This window comes from Nocardioides sp. YIM 152315 (assembly GCF_029210375.1).
Lineage (GTDB): Bacteria > Actinomycetota > Actinomycetes > Propionibacteriales > Nocardioidaceae > Nocardioides.
In genome coordinates this window covers 1-17,262 of record NZ_JARGER010000007.1, presented here as the reverse complement: position 1 = coordinate 17,262, position 17,262 = coordinate 1, and the positions used below count along the sequence as shown (strand labels likewise).

The window sequence follows — 17,262 nt, the reverse complement described above, 5'->3', positions numbered from 1 at the left end:
CGATAGATGGGCTGGAGCAACCCGAATATCTCCTGGGGCGAGCTGGAGAAGCGGCTCTCCGGCCGCACCACCACGCCCCAGGACCCCGAGGCGCCGATCTCGCAGCGCAAGCGCAAGAACGAGTTGGTCGAGGTGGAGCGACCGACCGGACCGGTCACGCCGTACGCCGAGCTGCACTGCCACTCCAACTTCAGCTTCCTCGACGGCGCGAGCGGCCCCGACCACCTGGTGCTGGAGGCGCTCCGCCTCGGCCTGCACGCGCTGGCGCTCACCGACCACGACGGGTTCTACGGGGCGCCGCTCTTCGCGGAGACCGCGCAGCTGCACGGCGGCATCGACACCATCTACGGCTCCGAGCTCTCGCTCGGGCTGACCAGGCCGCAGAACGGCGCTCCCGACCCCGAGGGCAGCCACCTGCTGGTGCTCGCCCGCGGCGTGGAGGGCTACCACCGCCTGGCGGGGGCGATCACCGACGCGCAGCTGCGCGGGGACGAGAAGGGGCGCCCTCTCTACGACGAGCGCGAGCTCGCCGAGCGAGCAGACGGGCACTGGCTGGTGCTCACCGGCTGCCGCAAGGGCGCGGTCCGGCAGGCCTTGACGTCGCACGGCCCGGCGTACGCCGCCGCGGAGCTCGACCGGCTCGTCGGACTCTTCGGTCGCGACCACGTCGTGGTGGAGCTGACCGACCACGGTCACCCGACCGACAGCCGGCACAACGACCTGCTCGCGGCGATCGCCGTGGAGCGCGGACTGCCGGTGGTGGCGACCAACAACGTCCACCACGCCACCCCCGACCGGCACCGGCTTGCCGGCGCGATGGCGGCGGTGCGGGCGCGGCGCAGCCTGGCCGAGATGGACGGCTGGCTGCCGGCGTCCGGCGGTGCCTGCCTGCGGTCGGGGGAGGAGATGGCGCGGCGGTTCGCCCGCTACCCGGGTGCGGTCGAGCGGTCGGTCGAGCTCGCCGACCAGGTGGCGTTCGACCTGCAGAAGGCGACGCCCCGGCTGCCCAAGTCCGTCCCTCCCGGCCACACCCAGATCAGCTGGCTGAGGGAGCTGACCGAGCGCGGCTTCGCGCAGCGCTACGCCGGCACCGACCTCGAGGAGGAGGCGCGGGCCAAGGTCGACCACGAGCTGAAGGTGATCGAGGAGAAGGACTTCGCCGGTTACTTCGTGATCGTCCACGACATCGTGGAGTTCGCGCGGTCGCAGCGGATCCTCTGCCAGGGCAGGGGATCGGCGGCAAGCTCGGCGGTCTGCTACGCGCTCGGCATCACCGCGATCGACCCGGTCTTCTATCGGCTGCCCTTCGAACGGTTCATCTCCGAGCATCGCGACGAGGAGCCCGACATCGACGTCGACTTCGACTCCGACCGCCGCGAGGAGGTGATCCAGTGGGTCTACGACCGCTACGGCCGCCACAACGCCGCGCAGGTCGCGAACGTCGTCGGCTACCGCCCCAAGATGGCGGTCCGCGACGCTGCCAAGGCGCTGGGTCACTCACCGGGCCAGCAGGACGCGTGGTCCAAGCAGATCACCAGCTGGACCCAGGTCGCCGCGGACGGCGAGCACGGCGTGCCCGCTCCGGTGGTGGACCTCGCCAACCAGTTCCTCGGGGCACCCCGCCACCTCGGCATCCACTCCGGCGGCATGGTGCTCACCGAGCGCCCGATCGGCGAGGTGGTGCCGATCGAGCGCGCGCGGATGGAGAAGCGCACGGTGCTGCAGTGGGACAAGGACGCCTGCGAGTTCATGGGGCTGGTGAAGTTCGACCTCCTCGGGCTCGGCATGCTCGGCGCGCTCGACCACATGATGCGCATCGTCGAGGAGCACCTGGGTGAGCGCTGGGAGCTCGAGACGATCCCCAAGGAGGAGCCCGCGGTCTACGACATGCTGTGCCGTGCCGACTCGGTCGGGGTGTTCCAGGTCGAGAGCCGCGCGCAGATCGGCACGCTGCCGCGGCTGCAGCCACGCGCGTTCTACGACCTCGCGATCGAGATCGCGCTGATCCGGCCCGGCCCGATCCAGGGCGGGGCCGTGCACCCCTACGTACGCCGCGCGACCGGACGCGAGGAGGTGTCCTACGCCCACGAGTCCCTGAAGCCGGTGCTCGCGCGGACGCTCGGAGTGCCCCTCTTCCAGGAGCAGCTGATGGACATGGCGCGGGTGCTCGGCGACTGCTCGCGCGACGAGGCCGACCTGTTGCGCCGGGCGATGGGGTCCAAGCGCGGCGTCGAGCGGATCGAGTCGATCAAGGAGAAGCTCTACGCCGGCATGGAGGACAAGGGACTGGTGGGCGACGAGGCCGACGCGATCTACCTGAAGATCCTGTCCTTCGCGAACTTCGGCTTCGCCGAGAGCCACGCGCTCTCCTTCGCCAAGCTCGTCTACGCGAGCTCGTGGTGCAAGCTGCACTACCCGGGCGCGTTCCTGGCGGCGCTGCTGCGCAACCAGCCGATGGGGTTCTACTCACCGCAGTCGCTGGTCCACGACGCACGACGGCACGGCGTCGAGGTGCGGCGTCCCGATCTGGCGCGCTCCGGTGCGCAGGCCGACCTGGAGGTCTCTGCCCAGCATGGGAGCGGACCGACGGGACTCGACTCCTGCCGACACGACGGCGAGCGCACCGACTGGGTGCCGGGCACGCCCGACCCGACGCCCGCGCACCGGCGCGACACGGCATACGCCGTGCGCCTGGGTCTCGACTCGGTGCGCGGCATCGGTACGGCCGTGGCCGAGCGGATCGTGGCGGCGCGGGCGGAGCGGCCGTTCACCGACCAGGCCGACCTGTCCCGGCGCGCGGGTCTGGACGCCCGGCAGCTGGAGGCGCTGGCGACGGCGGGGGTGTTCGACGAGGCGTTCGGGACGACCCGCAGGCAGGCGCTGTGGAACGCCGGCTGGACCGAGGGTGAGGAGCACCTGCCCGGGGTGCGGGTGACCGCGCAGGCCCCGATGCTGCCCGACATGGACGTCGTCGAGACGACGATGGCCGATCTGTGGGCCACCGGGATCACGCCCGACGACCACCCGGTCGGGCTGCTGCGCGAGGCCCTGCGCGCGGCGGGGATCAGGTCGGTCGCCGACACCGCGACCGCCGAGCCCGGCCGCCGGATCCACGTCGCCGGGCTGATCACCCACCGACAGCGGCCGGGCACCGCCGGCGGCGTCACCTTCCTCAACCTCGAGGACGAGACCGGGATGCTCAACGTGATCTGCACGGTCGGGCTGTGGCGGCGTCACCGGCAGGTCGCCGCGAGCTCGGGGGGCATGGTGATCCGTGGGGTGCTGGAGCGGCAGGACGGGGTCACCAACCTGGTCGCCGACCGGCTCGCCCCGCTCGAGGAGGTGCACCCGTCGGCCGGGCGGGCGCTGCGGGCTCGGCACCGCTCACGCGACTTCCACTGACGCCGCACAGGGCACGCACAGCAAGCCGCGCTCAGATGGTGCCATGACAGACGAACACGACCTCGGGCTCTGCCACGACCTCCCGCGGATCCTGGGCCGCCGCGGCCTTCTCGGCGTCCTCGGCGCCGCCGGCATCGCGGCCGTCGCCGTGGGGTGCGGCAGCGACGAGCCGGCGTCCACGGCGACGCAGCCGCAACCGCCGCCGGGTGGCGGCCCGGGCGGCGGTGCCGAGTCGTCGGTCGAAGTCGCCGAGGGTGAGATCCCCGAGGAGACGGCCGGCCCCTATCCCGGCGACGGGTCCAACGGCGTCAACGTGCTCACCGAGTCCGGCGTCGTGCGCAGCAACCTCACGACGTCGTTCGGCTCCGCGTCCGGGGTCGCCGTGGGCGTGCCGGTGACCATCCGGCTGAAGGTCTACGACCTCGACGGCGACGACGTCGCCGCGCTCTCCGGAGCCGCGGTCTACCTGTGGCACTGCGACCGCGAGGGCCGCTACTCGATGTACGACGACGAGATCAAGGACGAGAACTACCTGCGCGGCGTCCAGGAGACCGACGCCTCCGGCCGGGTGACCTTCACCAGCATCTTCCCGGCCTGCTACGACGGCCGCTGGCCGCACATGCACTTCGAGGTCTACCAGTCCCTGGCCGACGCCACGACGTACGCCCACAAGCTGCGCACCTCCCAGCTCGCCCTGCCGCAGGACGTCTGCGAGACCGTCTACGCCACGTCGGGCTACGAGGCCTCGGTCGCCAACCTCGCGTCGGTCAGCCTCGACGGCGACATGGTCTTCTCCGACGGCCACTCGCTCCAGATGGCCAAGGTCAGCGGGTCGGTCGACGACGGCTACGCGATCTCCCTCAACCTCCCCGTCTGACGTTGAGTCGGGACTTTCCGACAGTTGAGTCGGGAGTTCTGGACAGACCATTGGTCAGAAGTCCCGACTCGACCGTCGAGAACTCCCGATTCAACGGGGTGGGAGGATGGGGGGGTGCCGTCAGTCTTGCCCGCGGGTGACCCGGTGCCCGAGGACGGGGCACTGCCGGCGAGCGCGCTCGAGGGGCTCGGCGAGCGTCCGTTCGGGATCTACGTCCACGTGCCGTTCTGCACGGTCCGCTGCGGCTACTGCGACTTCAACACCTACACGGCCGAGGAGCTCGGGCCGGTCGGCGGGGCGCCGGGTGCGAGCCGAGCGACGTACGCCGAGGCCGCGATCGCCGAGGTGCGCCGGGCGCGCCGGGTGCTGGGCGACGCCGACGTGCCGGTGAGCACGATCTTCTTCGGCGGCGGGACGCCGACGCTGCTGAGCCCGGCCGACCTCGGCGCGATCGTCGCGTCGATCGCGGGGGAGTTCGGGCTGGCCGAGGACGTCGAGGTCACCACCGAGGCCAACCCCGACAGCGTCGCGTCGTGGGACCTCGAGGAGCTGCGCGGCGTCGGGTTCAACCGGGTCTCCTTCGGCATGCAGTCCGCGATCGACCACGTGCTGAAGGTGCTCGAGCGCACCCACGACCCGCTCCGCGTGCCCGCGGTGGTCGAGTGGGCGCGGGCGGCCGGATTCGCCCCTGCCGACGGGGGGAGCATCAGCCTCGACCTCATCTACGGCACGCCGGGGGAGTCGCTGGCCGACTGGGAGACCAGCGTCGAGGCCGCGCTCGCCTGTCGGCCCGACCACGTGTCGGCTTACTCGCTGATCGTCGAGGAGGGCACCGCCCTGGCCCGTCGGGTCAAGCGCGGCGAGCTGCCGATGCCCGACGAGGACGATCTCGCCGACAAGTACCTCCTGGTCGACGAGCGGCTGGCGGCGGCGGGGCTCGAGTGGTACGAGGTCTCCAATTGGGCCATGGACGAGGCCAGCCGCTGTCGCCACAACCTCCTCTACTGGACCGGCGGCGACTGGTGGGGCGTCGGCCCCGGCGCCCACTCCCACGTGGGCGGCGTGCGGTGGTGGAACGTCAAGCACCCCGCGGCGTACGCCGACCGGATCGCCCGCGGCGCGAGCCCGGCCCACGCCCGCGAGGTCCTCGACGGCGAGAGCCGCCGCGTCGAGCGGGTGCTGCTCGAGGTGCGCCTGCGCGACGGGCTGCCGGTGCAGGTCCTCGACGAGACCGGCCGGTCGGCCGTCGCCCGGCTCATCGACGAGGGACTGCTGACCCGGCACGCGGAGCGACTGGTGCCGACCCGGCAGGGCCGGCTGCTCGCCGATGCCGTGGTGCGGGACCTGCTTCCGTAGGCCGGGGCGCCACTAGGGTGACGGCATGACCCAGGGCCCCGACGACCAGGACCAGACCCCGCCGCCGCAGGACCAGCCCGCGCCCCCGCCGTACGGCGCGCCGCCCCCGCAGCCGGGCTACGCACCGGGCTATCCCCAGCAGGGCTACCCGGCCGGCCCCTGGGGCGCGAGCCCGCAGGCGCCGTACGGCGTGGACCCCAAGACCGGCCTGCCCTACTCCGACAAGCAGAAGCTGGTCGCCGGCCTGCTCCAGATCTTCCTCGGCGGCTTCGGGATCGGCCGCTTCTATATCGGCGACACCAAGATCGGCGTGTGGCAGATCGTCGCGACGGTCCTCACCTGCGGCCTCGCGTCGCTGTGGGGCCTGATCGACGGCATCATCATCCTCGCGACGGACAGCAAGGACGTGAACGGCTACCCGTTGCGCCCCTGACCGAGCCGAGCCTCCTCAACCTCCCCGCCTGACGCTCGTCCTTCGCAGGCTCAGTCCGAGCTGGCGGTGACGAAGTCGATCAGCTCCTCGACGCGGCCGAGCAGCGCGGGGTCGAGGTCCTGGTAGGAGGAGACCCGACCGAGGATCTGCTTCCACGCGCGGGCGGTGTCGGCCTGGTCGCGGTGGGGCCAGCCGAGCTGCTGGCACACGCCCTTCTTCCACTCGATGTGGCGCGGCACGTCGGGCCACCGCTGGAGCCCGATCCGGTCGGGCTTGACCGCGGCCCAGATGTCGATGAAGGGGTGTCCGACGATGAGCACGTGCTCGCCGATCGGCGACCTGGCGATGCCCTGCGCGATCCGGCTCTCCTTCGAGCCGGGCACCAGGTGGTCGACCAGCACGCCGACCCTGCGGTCGGGACCCGGACGGAAGTCGCGGAGCTCGGCGGCTAGGTCGTCGACGCCGCCGAGGTACTCGACCGCGACTCCCTCGATGCGCAGGTCGTCGCCCCAGACCTTCTCGACGAGCTCGGCGTCGTGGCGGCCCTCGACGAAGATCCGGCTGGCCCGCGCGACCCGGGCCCTCGCGTCGTGCACGGCGATCGAGCCCGAGGCCGTGTGGGTCGGCGGGGCGGGCGCGGCCTGCCGGGCCGGCGCGGTCAGGATCACCGGCCGCCCCTCGAGCAGGAAGCCGGGACCGAGAGGAAAGGTGCGTCGCTTGTGGCGCCGGTCCTCCAGGGTCACCGTGTGCAGATCGCGGTCGACGGCGACGATCTCGCCGACCCAGTCGGTGGTGACCTCCTCGACGACCGCGCCGATCTGCGCGGGCGCCTCGACGGCGCGTCCGCGCTTGGGTGCGCGCCAGTCGGTGGAGAGAACGTCACTGCCGTAGCGGTCTGCCGGGGTCACCCGCCTCACGCTAGGCGGGGCCACCGACAGTGCCGCGGTGCCGCGCCGTCAGCCCGCGTCGGTCGCGACGTCGTCATCGTCACGTTTCGCGGACTCCTCGGGGGTCTCCTCGGGTCCCTTGCCGCCGTGCATGTCCAGCTCGTCGGCGGACTTCGCCTCGTCCTCGTCGAGCGGCTGGGCCAACGGGTTGTCGTCGGTCGGCTGGAGCTCCTCGGGCAGGTCCTCGTCGGTGATGCCGGGCTCGTCCTCGTGGTTGCTCATGTCGAGGACGTACCCGCTCGGCCCGGAATCAGACCAGCGGCAGCCGCCGCTGGCTGCGGGGCACCTGCTCGTAGCCACGGCGTACGGCGTGGCCGAGCTCGTCGCGTGGGTAGGGCCACTCGGCGGCCTCGAGCGCCTGGGCGACCGGGACGCCGCGGGTCGCCAGGTCGCGGATCGTCTCCGCGACGATGCCGATCGCGTTGCGCTGCTCCTCGACGAAGTCGCGTCCGACCGGCGCGCCGTGACCGGGCACGACCACGCTGGCGGCGCCGGTCAGCCCGAGCACGATGTCGAGGCTCAGCGGCCAGTCCAGCGGGTAGCAGTCCGCACCGAACCCCGGGACCCCGTGGCGCATCGCCGACTCCTCGACCAGGTCGCCGGCCAGCAGCACGTCGGCGTCGGGCACCCGCACCACGAGGTCGCCGCCCGTGTGGCCGCGACCCGGGTGCACGAGCTCGACCATCCGGTCGCCGAGGTCGAGCGCGATCGCCGACGAGAAGGTGCGGTCGGCCGGCACGATCGTGGTGCGCTGCACCTCGTCGCGGTGGGGGTCGTGGGGCTCGGTGTCGTAGAGGTCCTTGATCCGCTCGCCGGCAACGACGGTGCGCTCCGCCGCGACCTCGTGGGCGTGGATCGGGATCTCGCCGTACTCGTGCCGGAAGACGCCGTTGCCGAAGGTGTGGTCGAAGTGCTCGTGGGTGTTGACCACCCCGACCACGGTTCGTGCGGAGCGGCCGGCGACGAGACGGCGTACGTCGTCGACGACCCCACGCGCGGCCGACTCGGAGGCGTGGGTGTCGACGACGAGGAGACCCCGGTCGCCGCCCACCAGCGTGACGTTGACGTCGAACCAGTCGTAGCGCGCGACCCAGATCCGGTCCGCGATCTCGGTGAAGCCCACCCGGTCAGGTTAGGGGCTCAGCAGATCCCGGCGTGCAGGCCCCGGCGCAGCATCTCGCCCAGCTCGGTGAGGTCCCGCGCGCAGCGCGGGAAGGCGATCGCGCGCTCGTGGGCCCCGCTGGTGTCGACCCACTGCATCGTCACGTCGGTGGGCGTGAGCCGGGCGATGCGGACTCCGAGGAGGTCGGCCGGCGCGGTGCCGGTGCCGAGCGCGACCGCCTGGCGCAGCTCCACCTGGTGACAGTCGTTGGCGTGCTCGACCGACCGCTGGAGGTGGCCGCGGTTGAGGTGGTGGTCGCGGCTGCGATAGGCCTCCACCGGCACGCGCACCTGCTTGACGGGTACGCCGGGCTCCGCGGTCGGCCGCGCCAGCAGCACGAAGTTCAGGTCCAGCGCGACCACGTGGCGCAGCTCGTCGCAGCAGTCGCAGCGCTCGAACCCGGTGCGCTCCAGGCGGCCCGCCAGCGTCAGGGTGTCGCCCCGCTCGCGGCCGCCGCGCGGCCCGAGGCCGCTGGTCACGGTGAGCAGCGCGCTGCCTCCGGCCGCGGCCGCGCGGGCGACGGCGGAGTCGGCCGGGCACAGGAAGGTCGGGGTGCCGCGGTGGTCGGTGAGCCCGAGCTGGTCGTCGTCGGCCACCGCGTGCTCCTCGCCCTCGATCACGAGGCTGACGCTCGCGGGGCACGCGAGGATGCTCCGCGCGTCGTTGGCGACCAGGCGCGCGTCGAGGTCGGGGGTGGGATGCTCGGTCGTGGTCACCGGGGCTCCTTCCTGACGGGGGTTGGACTTAGGTAAGCCTAACCTACTGCTACCTCGGGCTCACCGCACCGGCGCTTCCGCGATGTGGGCACGCCGGCGGCCGGGTACCCTTGGCACTCCGGCCGGCAGAGTGCCAAGGAGCGGCGCAGGCGACGACGAGGAGGCGGACGGTGCAGGAGGAGCGCAGGCTGGCCGTGCTGCGCGCGATCGTCGAGGACTACGTCACGACCGAGGAGCCGGTCGGCTCCAAGGCTCTCGTCGAGCGGCACGGTCTCGGGGTCTCGCCCGCCACGGTGCGCAACGACATGGCCGCCCTCGAGGACGAGGGCTACATCACCCAGCCGCACACCAGCGCCGGCCGGGTCCCCACCGACAAGGGCTACCGGCTCTTCGTCGACCGGCTCACCACGGTCAAGCCGATGAGCACCGCCGAGAAGCGCGCGATCACCACGATCCTCGACGGGGCGGTCGACCTCGACGACGTCGTCCAGCGGTCGGTGCGTCTGCTCTCGCAGCTGACCCGTCAGGTCGCGATCGTGCAGTACCCGACGCTGTCGCGCTCCACGGTCCGGCACGTCGAGCTGGTCGCGCTCGCGCCCAACCGGCTGCTGCTGGTGCTGATCCTCAGCACCGGCCGCGTCGAGCAGCGCGTCGTCGAGCTCGGCATGGACCTCGACGACGAAGCCCTCTCCGACCTGCGGTCCGCGGTCAACCGGGCCGCCACCGGCCAGCTGATCGCCGAGGCCGTGGCCGCGCTCGCAGAGCTCGTCGCCGACGGACCGGTGTCGTCGGCGACCCAGGTCGTCGTCGAGACGCTGCTGGAGGCCATGTCCGACCACCGCTCCGACGAGCGCATCGCGGTCGGCGGCGCCGCCAACCTGGCCCGCTACGGCGACAGCTTCGACTCCGCCGTACGCCCGCTGCTCGAGGCGCTCGAGGAGCACGTCGTGCTGCTCAAGCTCCTCGGCGAGGCCTCCACCGGCGAGCCGATCACCGTGCGCATCGGACACGAGGGCCCCTACCAGCAGCTCGCCTCGACCAGCGTCGTCGCCGCGTGCTACGGCCCCGGCGAGGAGGCGTTCGCCCGACTCGGCATCGTCGGACCCACCCGCATGGACTACCCGGGCAGCATCGCCGCCGTGCGTGCCGTGGCCCGCTACGTGTCGCGGATCCTCGACGAGGCCTGAAGCCCCACGAACCCCGCAGCAACCCAGAAGGAACACCCTTGAGTCAGGACCTGTACGAGCTTCTCGGTGTCGACCGCGACGCGGACGCCGACGCCGTCAAGAAGGCCTACCGTCGGCTGGCGCGCCAGTACCACCCCGACGTCAACCCCGACCCGGAGTCCCAGGAGCGGTTCAAGGACATCTCGCGCGCCTACGAGGTGCTGTCCGACCCGCAGAAGCGCGCGGCGTACGACCGCGGCGGCGACCCGTTCGTCGGCGCCGGAGGCTTCGGCCAGGGCCCGGGCTTCTCGTTCACCGACATCATGGACGCCTTCTTCGGCGGCGCCGCGACCGGCGCCGGCGGTCGGGGCCCGCGCACGCGGCAGCGTCGCGGCCAGGACGCGCTGATCCGGCTCGAGATCGACCTCGCGGAGGCGGCGTTCGGCGTCTCGCGCGAGCTGAAGGTCGACACGGCGGTGCGCTGCTCGACCTGCCACGGCGAGGGTGCGGCACCAGGCACGCATGCGGTGCCGTGCGAGACCTGCCACGGCCAGGGCGAGGTCGCCCACGTGCAGCGGTCCTTCCTCGGCGAGATCCGGACGCTGCGTCCGTGCGCGGCGTGCCGCGGCTTCGGCACGATCATCCCCGACCCCTGCCGTGAGTGCTCAGGCGACGGACGGGTCCGCGCCCGCCGCACCCTGACCGTCAAGATCCCGGCCGGCGTCGACACCGGCACCCGCGTGCAGCTCTCCGGCGAGGGCGAGGTCGGGCCGGGCGGCGGCCCGGCCGGCGACCTGTACGTCGAGATCCACGTCGCCCCGCACGACGTCTTCACGCGGCACGGCAACGACCTGCACACGACGGTCACCCTGCCGATGACGGCGGCGGCGCTCGGCACCGCGATCACGCTGCCCACGCTCGAGGCGGACGTCGTCACCGACGAGGCGGAGACCGAGGTCGAGACCAGCATCGAGCTCGACATCCGGCCCGGCACGCAGTCCGGCGCCGAGCAGGTGCTCCGCGGCCGCGGCGTACCCGGCCTGCGCGGCGGTCGCGGCGACCTGGTCGTCACGGTCGTCGTGGACACGCCGACCGATCTCGACCCGCGGCAGGAGGAGCTCCTGCGCGAGCTGGCCGCGATACGCGACGAGGAGAAGCCGTCGGGTCAGGTGCGCCCCGGCAACAGGTCGGTGTTCGGCCGGCTCCGCGACGCGTTCAACGCGCACTGACGACGGGTCGGACCCGATGTCGCTCCCGGTCCATCTCGTCCCGACGCTGGCGGGCGTCGGCGTCGGCGACCTGGTGACCGTCGAGGGCGACGAGGCCCACCATGCCGTCGCCGTACGCCGCCTGCGCGTCGGCGAGCAGGTCGTGCTCACCGACGGCGCCGGTGTCGCCGCGCGGGGACCGGTCGCGTCGACCGGCAAGCGGGTCTTCACGCTTACGGTCGAGTCCGTCGACGTCCACGAGCCGGCGACGCCCGAGGTCGTGGTCGTGCAGGCGATCCCGAAGGGCGACCGCGGCGAGCTCGCCGTCGAGGTGCTGACCGAGGTCGGCGTCGCCCGCGTCGTGCCGTGGGCGGCCTCGCGCAGCGTCGCGGTCTGGAAGGGCGAGCGCGCGTCGAAGTCGCTGGCGAAGTGGCGCGCCACCGCGCGCGAGGCCGCCAAGCAGGCCCGGCGCCCGTGGTTCCCGGAGGTCACCGAGATGACGACGACCGCCGCGGTCGCCGACCTGGTCGCCGACGCCGCGCTGGCGGTCGTGCTCCACGAGGAGGCCGCGACACCGTTGGCGGCGGTCCCCGTGCCGACCTCGGGTCGCGTCGTCGTGGTCGTCGGCCCCGAGGGCGGCCTCACCGACGACGAGGTCGGCGTCTTCGTCGGCGCCGGGGCCGTGTCGGTGCGGCTCGGCGCCGAGGTGCTGCGGACCTCGACCGCCGGCGTCGCCGCCGCCGCCGCGATCCTCTCTCGCACCCCCCGTTGGCGCTGACCCGCCCGAAAGTTCCGGGCGGGTCAGCGTCGGAGGAGCGACTCGACCCGGGCGATCTCGTCGTCGAGCTCGGAGCGCTCGGCGGGGGTGAGGTCGCGGAAGAGGTCGACGATCCGCACCCGTCCGTCCGCGATCCGCCAGAGGCCCGACAGCCAGCCGTCGACGAAGATCGTCATCGCGACGCCGCCGTTGGCGCCCATCCAGTTGCCCCGGGTGCCCGCCTCGGTGACCCGGTCGCGAGCCGCGTGCGAGAGCCAGGAGTTGTCGTAGGTGCCGAGCAGCCGCACCGGCGCGGGCGTCTCCTCGTCCTCGATCGGGCCGTCGGCCACGTCGAAGAGGACCTTGCCGTCCACGTCCTCGTGCCGCACCAGGTCGGGCATCCGCGTCAGCACCGGCCGCAACCGCGTCACCGTCGACCACACGCTGAGGTCCGCCGACGTCGCCGGTCCGAAGGCGCGCAGGTAGCGCCGCACCATCGCCTCGGTGTCCGGCTCGACGAGGGTGCCGCCCGTGCGACGTTCGAGGTGGTCCCACACGATCCCGCCGCTGCCGTGCCACGTGCCGCGCGGCGGGAGCTGGACGAGCGGCACGATCGTGCGGGCGACTACGGTCAGGTCCGCCGGCCTGCCCGGCAGCCGGGCGGCCAGCCGCTCGCCCAGCTCCCGGTGCTCGACCGGGCCGTCGGCGAGCAGCTCGTGCGTGACCTCGGCGACCTCCTCGCCTGAGGCCGGCACCCGACCACGCATCTGCTGCTCGAGCGCCGGCTGCAGCCACGGGCGCACCGCGAGGGCATCGGCGGCGGTGTGCACGTGCAGGGTGCCGCGCAGGGAGCCGAGGCGGACCCAGCTCCCGTCGTCGAGCCCGCGGGAGACGGCGTACGGGTCGAAGTCGGCGACCCGCGCGGCGAGGGAGAGGTACGGCGGCACCGGCTCCTGCGCCTGGAGCCCGATCAGGTGGTCGGCGACGTCCGCGGCCGAGAGCGCGGTGCGCTCGAGCAGGTGCTGGCGACGCAGCAGCGTGCGGTTGAGCCGCCGCCGCGTCAGCCTCACTGGACCGTGATCGACTTCGTGTCGACCATCGGTCCGCCGCCCTCACCGCCCGACGGGTCGTCGGTGAGCGCGACGAAGGTGTAGTCGCCCGGTGCCAGGCCGGAGACGTCGACCTCGCTCTGCCACGGGTAGAGCTTGTCCATCCAGCCCTCGGCCGTCGCGAAGCCCTTCTTCACGACCTCGCCGTCGGCCCCGCCCTTGCGGATCTCCCAGGGCGTGGTGGCCTCGAAGGAGCTCGAGACGCCGTCGGCGGTGAAGGTGCCGCTCACGGTGGCGCCCTCGGCCGGGGTGGTCACGTTCACCAGGGCGCGTACGTCGATCTCGGGGTCGTTGCTCACCTCGCCGGCCAGCCCGAAGAGGTCGGCCGGCTGGCCGTCGAGCGTGATCGAGACCGGCAGCCGCTCCTGGGCGATGCCCTGCACGGTGTAGACCATCTGCTGCGTGGCCAGCCGCGCCTCGGCCTGGGACATGCCGTCGGGAGCGACGGTCCACGACCGGTCGGCCAGCCCGACGGTGATCATGTCCTCGCCGATGTCGACGCTCGCAAAGCTGCCGTCGCCGGGATAGAGCGTCGAGTAGTCGGGGTCGAGCGCGTCGCCGGCGGTCACCAGCTTCAGCGCCTCGACGGCCGGGTCGCCGGCGCCGACCTCGCGGAACTCGCGGTAGAGCCGCGGCCCCTGCGGGGTGTCGCCGACGAAGTACGCCGGCACCGTGGTGGTCTCCGGCTCCTCCGACGCGGGCTCCGACGGCTCGTCCGTCGTCGTCGTGGGCTCGTCGGTCGCCTCCGAGACGGTGGCGTCGGCCGGCGTCGGGTCGCCGTCGTCGTCGCCGCAGGCGCTGAGGGTGGCGAGCGCGAGCGCGGGGAGGGACAGCAGGGCGGCCAGCCGGGTGCGCGACATGATCTCCATCATTCCGGTCCTCCTCGACTATCGGACGATGATCGTGCGCGTGTCGGTGGTGAGCAGGCTCTCCTCGGCGCCGCCGGCCGGGTCCGCCGTGGTCGCGACGAACGTGTAGAAGCCGGGCAGCAGGTCGGCGAGGTCCACCCGCGCCCGCCACGGGTGGAGCCGGTCCTGCCAGCCGTCGGCGGTCGCGAAGCCCTGCCTCACGACCTCGCCGTCCTCGCCGCGCAGCTCCCACGGGACGGTGGCCTCGAACGAGCTCGCGCGCCCGTTCGCGACCATCACCGTGTCGTGCTGGTACGCCGTGCCCTCGGCCGGGTCGCTGATGCTCACCAGGCCCAGCACGTCGAGCTGGGGCGCCGCGACGTAGGACGCGTCCGCCAGCTGCACGGGCAGCCGCTCGCCGGCCGCGGCCTGCAGCGTGTACACCACCTGCTGCACGGCGAGGTCGTCGTCGAGGACGGCGTCGCCGAGCTCGACGTGGATGACGTCGTCGTGCACCTCGACCGCTCCGAACGACGTCGCGGTCCACGAGGTGCGGTAGTCCGGGTCGCTCGGCGGCCGCTGGATCCGCTCGAGCGCCGCCTCCAGTGCGTCGCCCGACGGCACTTCGTCGAACTCCCGGAAGAGCCGCGGCCCGGCGGGTGTGTCGCCGACGAAGTACGCCGCCACCAGCATCGTCTGCTGAGCATGCGCGCCGTGGTGGTCGTGACCAGCCGGACCCGTCGACTCGGGTCCACCGCCGACGACGGCGAACGCGGCCACCGTGGCGGCGGTCGCGACGACGACGCCGCCCGCCGCCCACCACCAGGGCCGCGCGGCGTGGGCCGGGCTCGACGTACGCGCTCGGAGATCGTCGAGGCGGTCGACGGGCTCGACGTCCTCGACCGCGTCGTGGAGCAGGTCGGCGAGGTTCACTGGTCCTCCTCGAGCAGGGACCCCAGCAGGGAGCGGAGCGCGGCCACGCCGCGGGACGCGTGGCTCTTCACGGCGCCGCGGCTGATGCCGAGGGTGTCGGAGATCTCGCCCTCGGAGAGGTCGAGGTAGTAGCGCAGCGCGAGCACCTCGCGCTGCCGCTGGGGGAGTGCACGCAGCGCGTCGAGCACGGTCTCCCGGCGGTCGGTCGCGAGGGTGGCCTGGTCGGAGCCCGGCTCGTCGACGGCCGGCGTACGACGGGCCGCGTGCCGCTCCACGACCGCCCGGTGCCGCAGGGCCGAACGCGAGCGGTTGACGACGCTCTGCCGAAGGTAGGCGAGCGCGCGCTCCGGATCGCGCAGCCTGCCCCACCGGCCGTGCACGGCGACGAACGCGTCCTGGACGACCTCCTCGGCGACCCCCTGGTCGCGTACGAGCAGCACCGAGAGCCGCACCAGCCGGCGCCAGTGCGCGGCGTAGAGCAGCTCCAGCGCCTCGTCCGCCGTCCAGGCGGGCGGCCGGTCCGTCACGGTCGTCACGCTAGTGGGACGCTCGACGGAGCGATCCGGTTTACGCTCTGGCCAACAGAACCGTGGAGGACCAGTGGACGACTGCCTGTTCTGCAAGATCGTCGCGGGAGAGATCCCGGGCGACATCGTGCACACCACCGAGCGCACCGTGGCGTTCCGCGACATCAACCCGCAGGCGCCCACGCACGTGCTGGTCGTGCCGAAGGCGCACTTCGCGAACGCCGCCGACCTGGCCGCAGGCGATCCGCAGGCGTCCGCGGAGCTCGTCACGGCCGCCGCCGCGGTCGCGACCGCCGAGGGCCACGACGACTACCGCCTCGTCTACAACACCGGCGAGGGGGTCGGGCAGACCGTGTTCCACACCCACCTGCACCTGCTGGCGGGACGCCCGATGACCTGGCCGCCGGGATGAGGCGCCTCCTCGTCCCGGCGCTGCTCGTCGCGCTCGCGCTGTCGCTCACGGCGTGCGTCGAGGAGGGCGCGGACCGTCGTACGGGCTCGCCGACCGAGATCCTGAACCCGCCGGACCCCCCGGAGGTGGAGGCCGACAAGCTCGCCGCCGTGCCGGCCGGGAAGCTGCTCCCGCTGCGCAAGGGCGAGCGACGGATGACGCTGACGATGCCCGAGCAGTACACGCCGTCGGCACCCAGCGGGTCGGGCACCGACGACTACCGCTGCTTCCTGCTCGACCCCCACCTCGACAAGGACGTCTGGCTGACCGGCAGTCACGTGCTGCCGGGCAACCCGCGGGTCGTGCACCACGTGATCCTCTTCCGGGTCACGCCCCAGCAGGTCGCCGAGGCCGAGGCGAAGGACGCCGCCTCCGGTGACCCGGGCTGGACCTGCTTCGGCGGCACCGGCCTGCAGGGGGAGTTCCAGAACGTCAACGACGCCTCCTGGCTGGCCGCCTGGGCGCCCGGCGGCGACGAGACCAAGGTCCGCGACGGGTACGGCGCCCGCCTCAGGGCGGGCTCCCGCATCGTCATGCAGGTGCACTACAACCTGCTCAAGGGCGCCGAGCCCGACGTCTCCAGCGCCCAGCTGCGCTGGATGCCGTCCTCGCGGCACCTGACGCCGCTGCACACGTTCCTGCTGCCCTCGCCGGTGGAGCTGCCCTGCCGCCCGGGCCACGACGACTCGCCGCTGTGCGACCGGGACGCGGCGGTCGCCGACGTGATGGAGCGCTTCGGCACCGCCGGCAACACCAACAGCCTGCTGCACCTGCTGTGCGGCACCGAGGCGAAGCCGTCACGCACGTCGACGTGCACTCGCTACATCAACCGCGGCATGACCGTCCTCGGCGTCGCCGGCCACATGCACCTGCTCGGCCGCACGATCAGCATCGAGACCAACCCGGGCACGCCCGAGGCCCGGACGATCCTGGACATCCCGATCTGGGACTTCGACAACCAGGGCACCCGGCAGCTCGAGCAACCGGTCCACCTCGACACGTTCGACCAGGTGAAGGTCACCTGCACCCACCAGCAGTGGCTGCGCGACCGGCTCCCCGCGTTCGCGGGCCAGGACGAGCGCTACGTGATCTGGGCGGAGGGCAGCACCGACGAGATGTGCCTCGGCACCCTCCAGGTCGCGTTCGACGACGAACGCGCGGACGCGGGCTGAATCCGGTCGGTGGCGCGCCAGCACCGGTGCCACCGGTGGTTGAGGAAGGCGCCCTGGCGCCTGTCTCGCAACCACCCGAGGGTGGTCGGGTACGTCGAGCCGCGCGCGGTGCTCCGGCGACAGCGATTGTTGGCGTCCTCCCGGCGGCGCCATGATGGACGCGCGTCCCCCGCCGTCAAGGATTCCCTGCGGCGGCTT

The 17,262-nt window shown here is 72.9% G+C and carries 17 protein-coding genes; 9 read left to right on the top strand and 8 right to left on the bottom strand.

The window, feature by feature from the left end; translation table 11 throughout:
- Positions 1-6 precede the first annotated feature (6 nt).
- From PZ894_RS00745 to PZ894_RS00730, 4 genes are all read left to right on the top strand, one after another.
- Positions 7-3,402, top strand: a complete 3,396-nt coding sequence (locus tag PZ894_RS00745; protein ID WP_275741461.1) for an error-prone DNA polymerase — start codon at positions 7-9, stop codon at positions 3,400-3,402.
- A gap of 43 nt (positions 3,403-3,445) precedes the next feature.
- Positions 3,446-4,279 (top strand): 3,4-dioxygenase subunit beta, encoded by an 834-nt coding sequence (locus tag PZ894_RS00740; protein ID WP_275741459.1) that lies wholly within the window; start codon positions 3,446-3,448, stop codon positions 4,277-4,279.
- 114 nt (positions 4,280-4,393) lie between these two features.
- Complete coding sequence (hemW, locus tag PZ894_RS00735) at positions 4,394-5,635, top strand: radical SAM family heme chaperone HemW (protein WP_275741457.1); 1,242 nt, start codon at positions 4,394-4,396, stop codon at positions 5,633-5,635.
- 25 nt (positions 5,636-5,660) lie between these two features.
- Complete coding sequence (locus PZ894_RS00730) at positions 5,661-6,068, top strand: TM2 domain-containing protein (protein WP_275741455.1); 408 nt, start codon at positions 5,661-5,663, stop codon at positions 6,066-6,068.
- A 50-nt stretch (positions 6,069-6,118) separates the two neighbouring features.
- On the opposite strand, the gene PZ894_RS00725 is transcribed toward PZ894_RS00730, so the two are convergent.
- Genes PZ894_RS00725 through PZ894_RS00710 form a run of 4 tightly spaced genes read right to left on the bottom strand, consistent with a single transcriptional unit; the run spans position 6,119 to position 8,893 of the window.
- The gene (locus PZ894_RS00725) at positions 6,119-6,985 is read right to left on the bottom strand and encodes a DUF3097 domain-containing protein (RefSeq protein WP_275741453.1); all 867 of its coding nucleotides are present in this window, start codon (positions 6,983-6,985) and stop codon (positions 6,119-6,121) included.
- Between the two features lie 39 nt (positions 6,986-7,024).
- Complete coding sequence (locus tag PZ894_RS00720) at positions 7,025-7,237, bottom strand: hypothetical protein (protein ID WP_275741451.1); 213 nt, start codon at positions 7,235-7,237, stop codon at positions 7,025-7,027.
- 28 nt (positions 7,238-7,265) lie between these two features.
- Positions 7,266-8,138, bottom strand: a complete 873-nt coding sequence (locus PZ894_RS00715; protein WP_275741449.1) for an MBL fold metallo-hydrolase — start codon at positions 8,136-8,138, stop codon at positions 7,266-7,268.
- A gap of 17 nt (positions 8,139-8,155) precedes the next feature.
- Positions 8,156-8,893, bottom strand: coding sequence for a hypothetical protein (locus PZ894_RS00710; RefSeq protein WP_275741447.1), 738 nt, complete (start codon positions 8,891-8,893; stop codon positions 8,156-8,158).
- 170 nt (positions 8,894-9,063) lie between these two features.
- Here PZ894_RS00710 and hrcA point away from each other — a divergent pair, with 170 nt between their 5' ends.
- Genes hrcA through PZ894_RS00695 form a run of 3 tightly spaced genes read left to right on the top strand, consistent with a single transcriptional unit; the run spans position 9,064 to position 12,045 of the window.
- Positions 9,064-10,080: a heat-inducible transcriptional repressor HrcA gene (hrcA, locus tag PZ894_RS00705; protein WP_275741445.1), complete on the top strand. Its 1,017-nt coding sequence runs from the start codon at positions 9,064-9,066 to the stop codon at positions 10,078-10,080.
- Positions 10,081-10,118: 38 nt separating this feature from the next.
- Positions 10,119-11,288, top strand: a complete 1,170-nt coding sequence (gene dnaJ, locus PZ894_RS00700; protein ID WP_275741443.1) for a molecular chaperone DnaJ — start codon at positions 10,119-10,121, stop codon at positions 11,286-11,288.
- A gap of 16 nt (positions 11,289-11,304) precedes the next feature.
- Positions 11,305-12,045 carry a 16S rRNA (uracil(1498)-N(3))-methyltransferase gene (locus PZ894_RS00695; protein ID WP_275741441.1) on the top strand — a complete coding sequence of 247 codons (741 nt, stop codon included), beginning with the start codon at positions 11,305-11,307 and terminating at the stop codon, positions 12,043-12,045.
- 23 nt (positions 12,046-12,068) lie between these two features.
- Here the strand turns inward: PZ894_RS00695 and PZ894_RS00690 are convergent, their stop codons facing one another.
- Genes PZ894_RS00690 through PZ894_RS00675 form a run of 4 tightly spaced genes read right to left on the bottom strand, consistent with a single transcriptional unit; the run spans position 12,069 to position 15,441 of the window.
- Positions 12,069-13,094, bottom strand: coding sequence for a winged helix DNA-binding domain-containing protein (locus PZ894_RS00690; RefSeq protein WP_275741439.1), 1,026 nt, complete (start codon positions 13,092-13,094; stop codon positions 12,069-12,071).
- Positions 13,091-14,005: a Gmad2 immunoglobulin-like domain-containing protein gene (locus tag PZ894_RS00685; protein ID WP_275741437.1), complete on the bottom strand. Its 915-nt coding sequence runs from the start codon at positions 14,003-14,005 to the stop codon at positions 13,091-13,093. Before PZ894_RS00685 ends, PZ894_RS00690 begins: the two co-directional genes overlap by 4 nt.
- A 15-nt stretch (positions 14,006-14,020) precedes the next feature.
- Positions 14,021-14,914, bottom strand: coding sequence for a Gmad2 immunoglobulin-like domain-containing protein (locus PZ894_RS00680; protein ID WP_275741435.1), 894 nt, complete (start codon positions 14,912-14,914; stop codon positions 14,021-14,023).
- Positions 14,911-15,441 carry a SigE family RNA polymerase sigma factor gene (locus PZ894_RS00675; protein WP_275741432.1) on the bottom strand — a complete coding sequence of 177 codons (531 nt, stop codon included), beginning with the start codon at positions 15,439-15,441 and terminating at the stop codon, positions 14,911-14,913. Before PZ894_RS00675 ends, PZ894_RS00680 begins: the two co-directional genes overlap by 4 nt.
- A 73-nt stretch (positions 15,442-15,514) precedes the next feature.
- Here PZ894_RS00675 and PZ894_RS00670 point away from each other — a divergent pair, with 73 nt between their 5' ends.
- A complete protein-coding gene (locus tag PZ894_RS00670; protein WP_275741429.1) occupies positions 15,515-15,853 on the top strand; it encodes an HIT domain-containing protein in 339 nt (112 codons plus the stop codon).
- On the top strand, positions 15,850-17,064 hold the full coding sequence (locus PZ894_RS00665; RefSeq protein ID WP_275741427.1) for a hypothetical protein: 1,215 nt from the start codon (positions 15,850-15,852) through the stop codon (positions 17,062-17,064). The genes PZ894_RS00670 and PZ894_RS00665 overlap by 4 nt, the downstream gene beginning before the upstream one ends.
- Positions 17,065-17,262 lie beyond the last annotated feature (198 nt).

Coding starts and splice junctions, on each gene's coding strand:
- PZ894_RS00695 (WP_275741441.1), top strand. CDS start 11,305: ATGTCGCTCCCGGTCCATCTCGTCCCGACGCTGGCGGGCGTCGGCGTC.
- PZ894_RS00740 (WP_275741459.1), top strand. CDS start 3,446: ATGACAGACGAACACGACCTCGGGCTCTGCCACGACCTCCCGCGGATC.
- PZ894_RS00665 (WP_275741427.1), top strand. CDS start 15,850: ATGAGGCGCCTCCTCGTCCCGGCGCTGCTCGTCGCGCTCGCGCTGTCG.
- PZ894_RS00685 (WP_275741437.1), bottom strand. CDS start 14,005: ATGATGGAGATCATGTCGCGCACCCGGCTGGCCGCCCTGCTGTCCCTC.
- PZ894_RS00745 (WP_275741461.1), top strand. CDS start 7: ATGGGCTGGAGCAACCCGAATATCTCCTGGGGCGAGCTGGAGAAGCGG.
- PZ894_RS00720 (WP_275741451.1), bottom strand. CDS start 7,237: ATGAGCAACCACGAGGACGAGCCCGGCATCACCGACGAGGACCTGCCC.
- PZ894_RS00730 (WP_275741455.1), top strand. CDS start 5,661: ATGACCCAGGGCCCCGACGACCAGGACCAGACCCCGCCGCCGCAGGAC.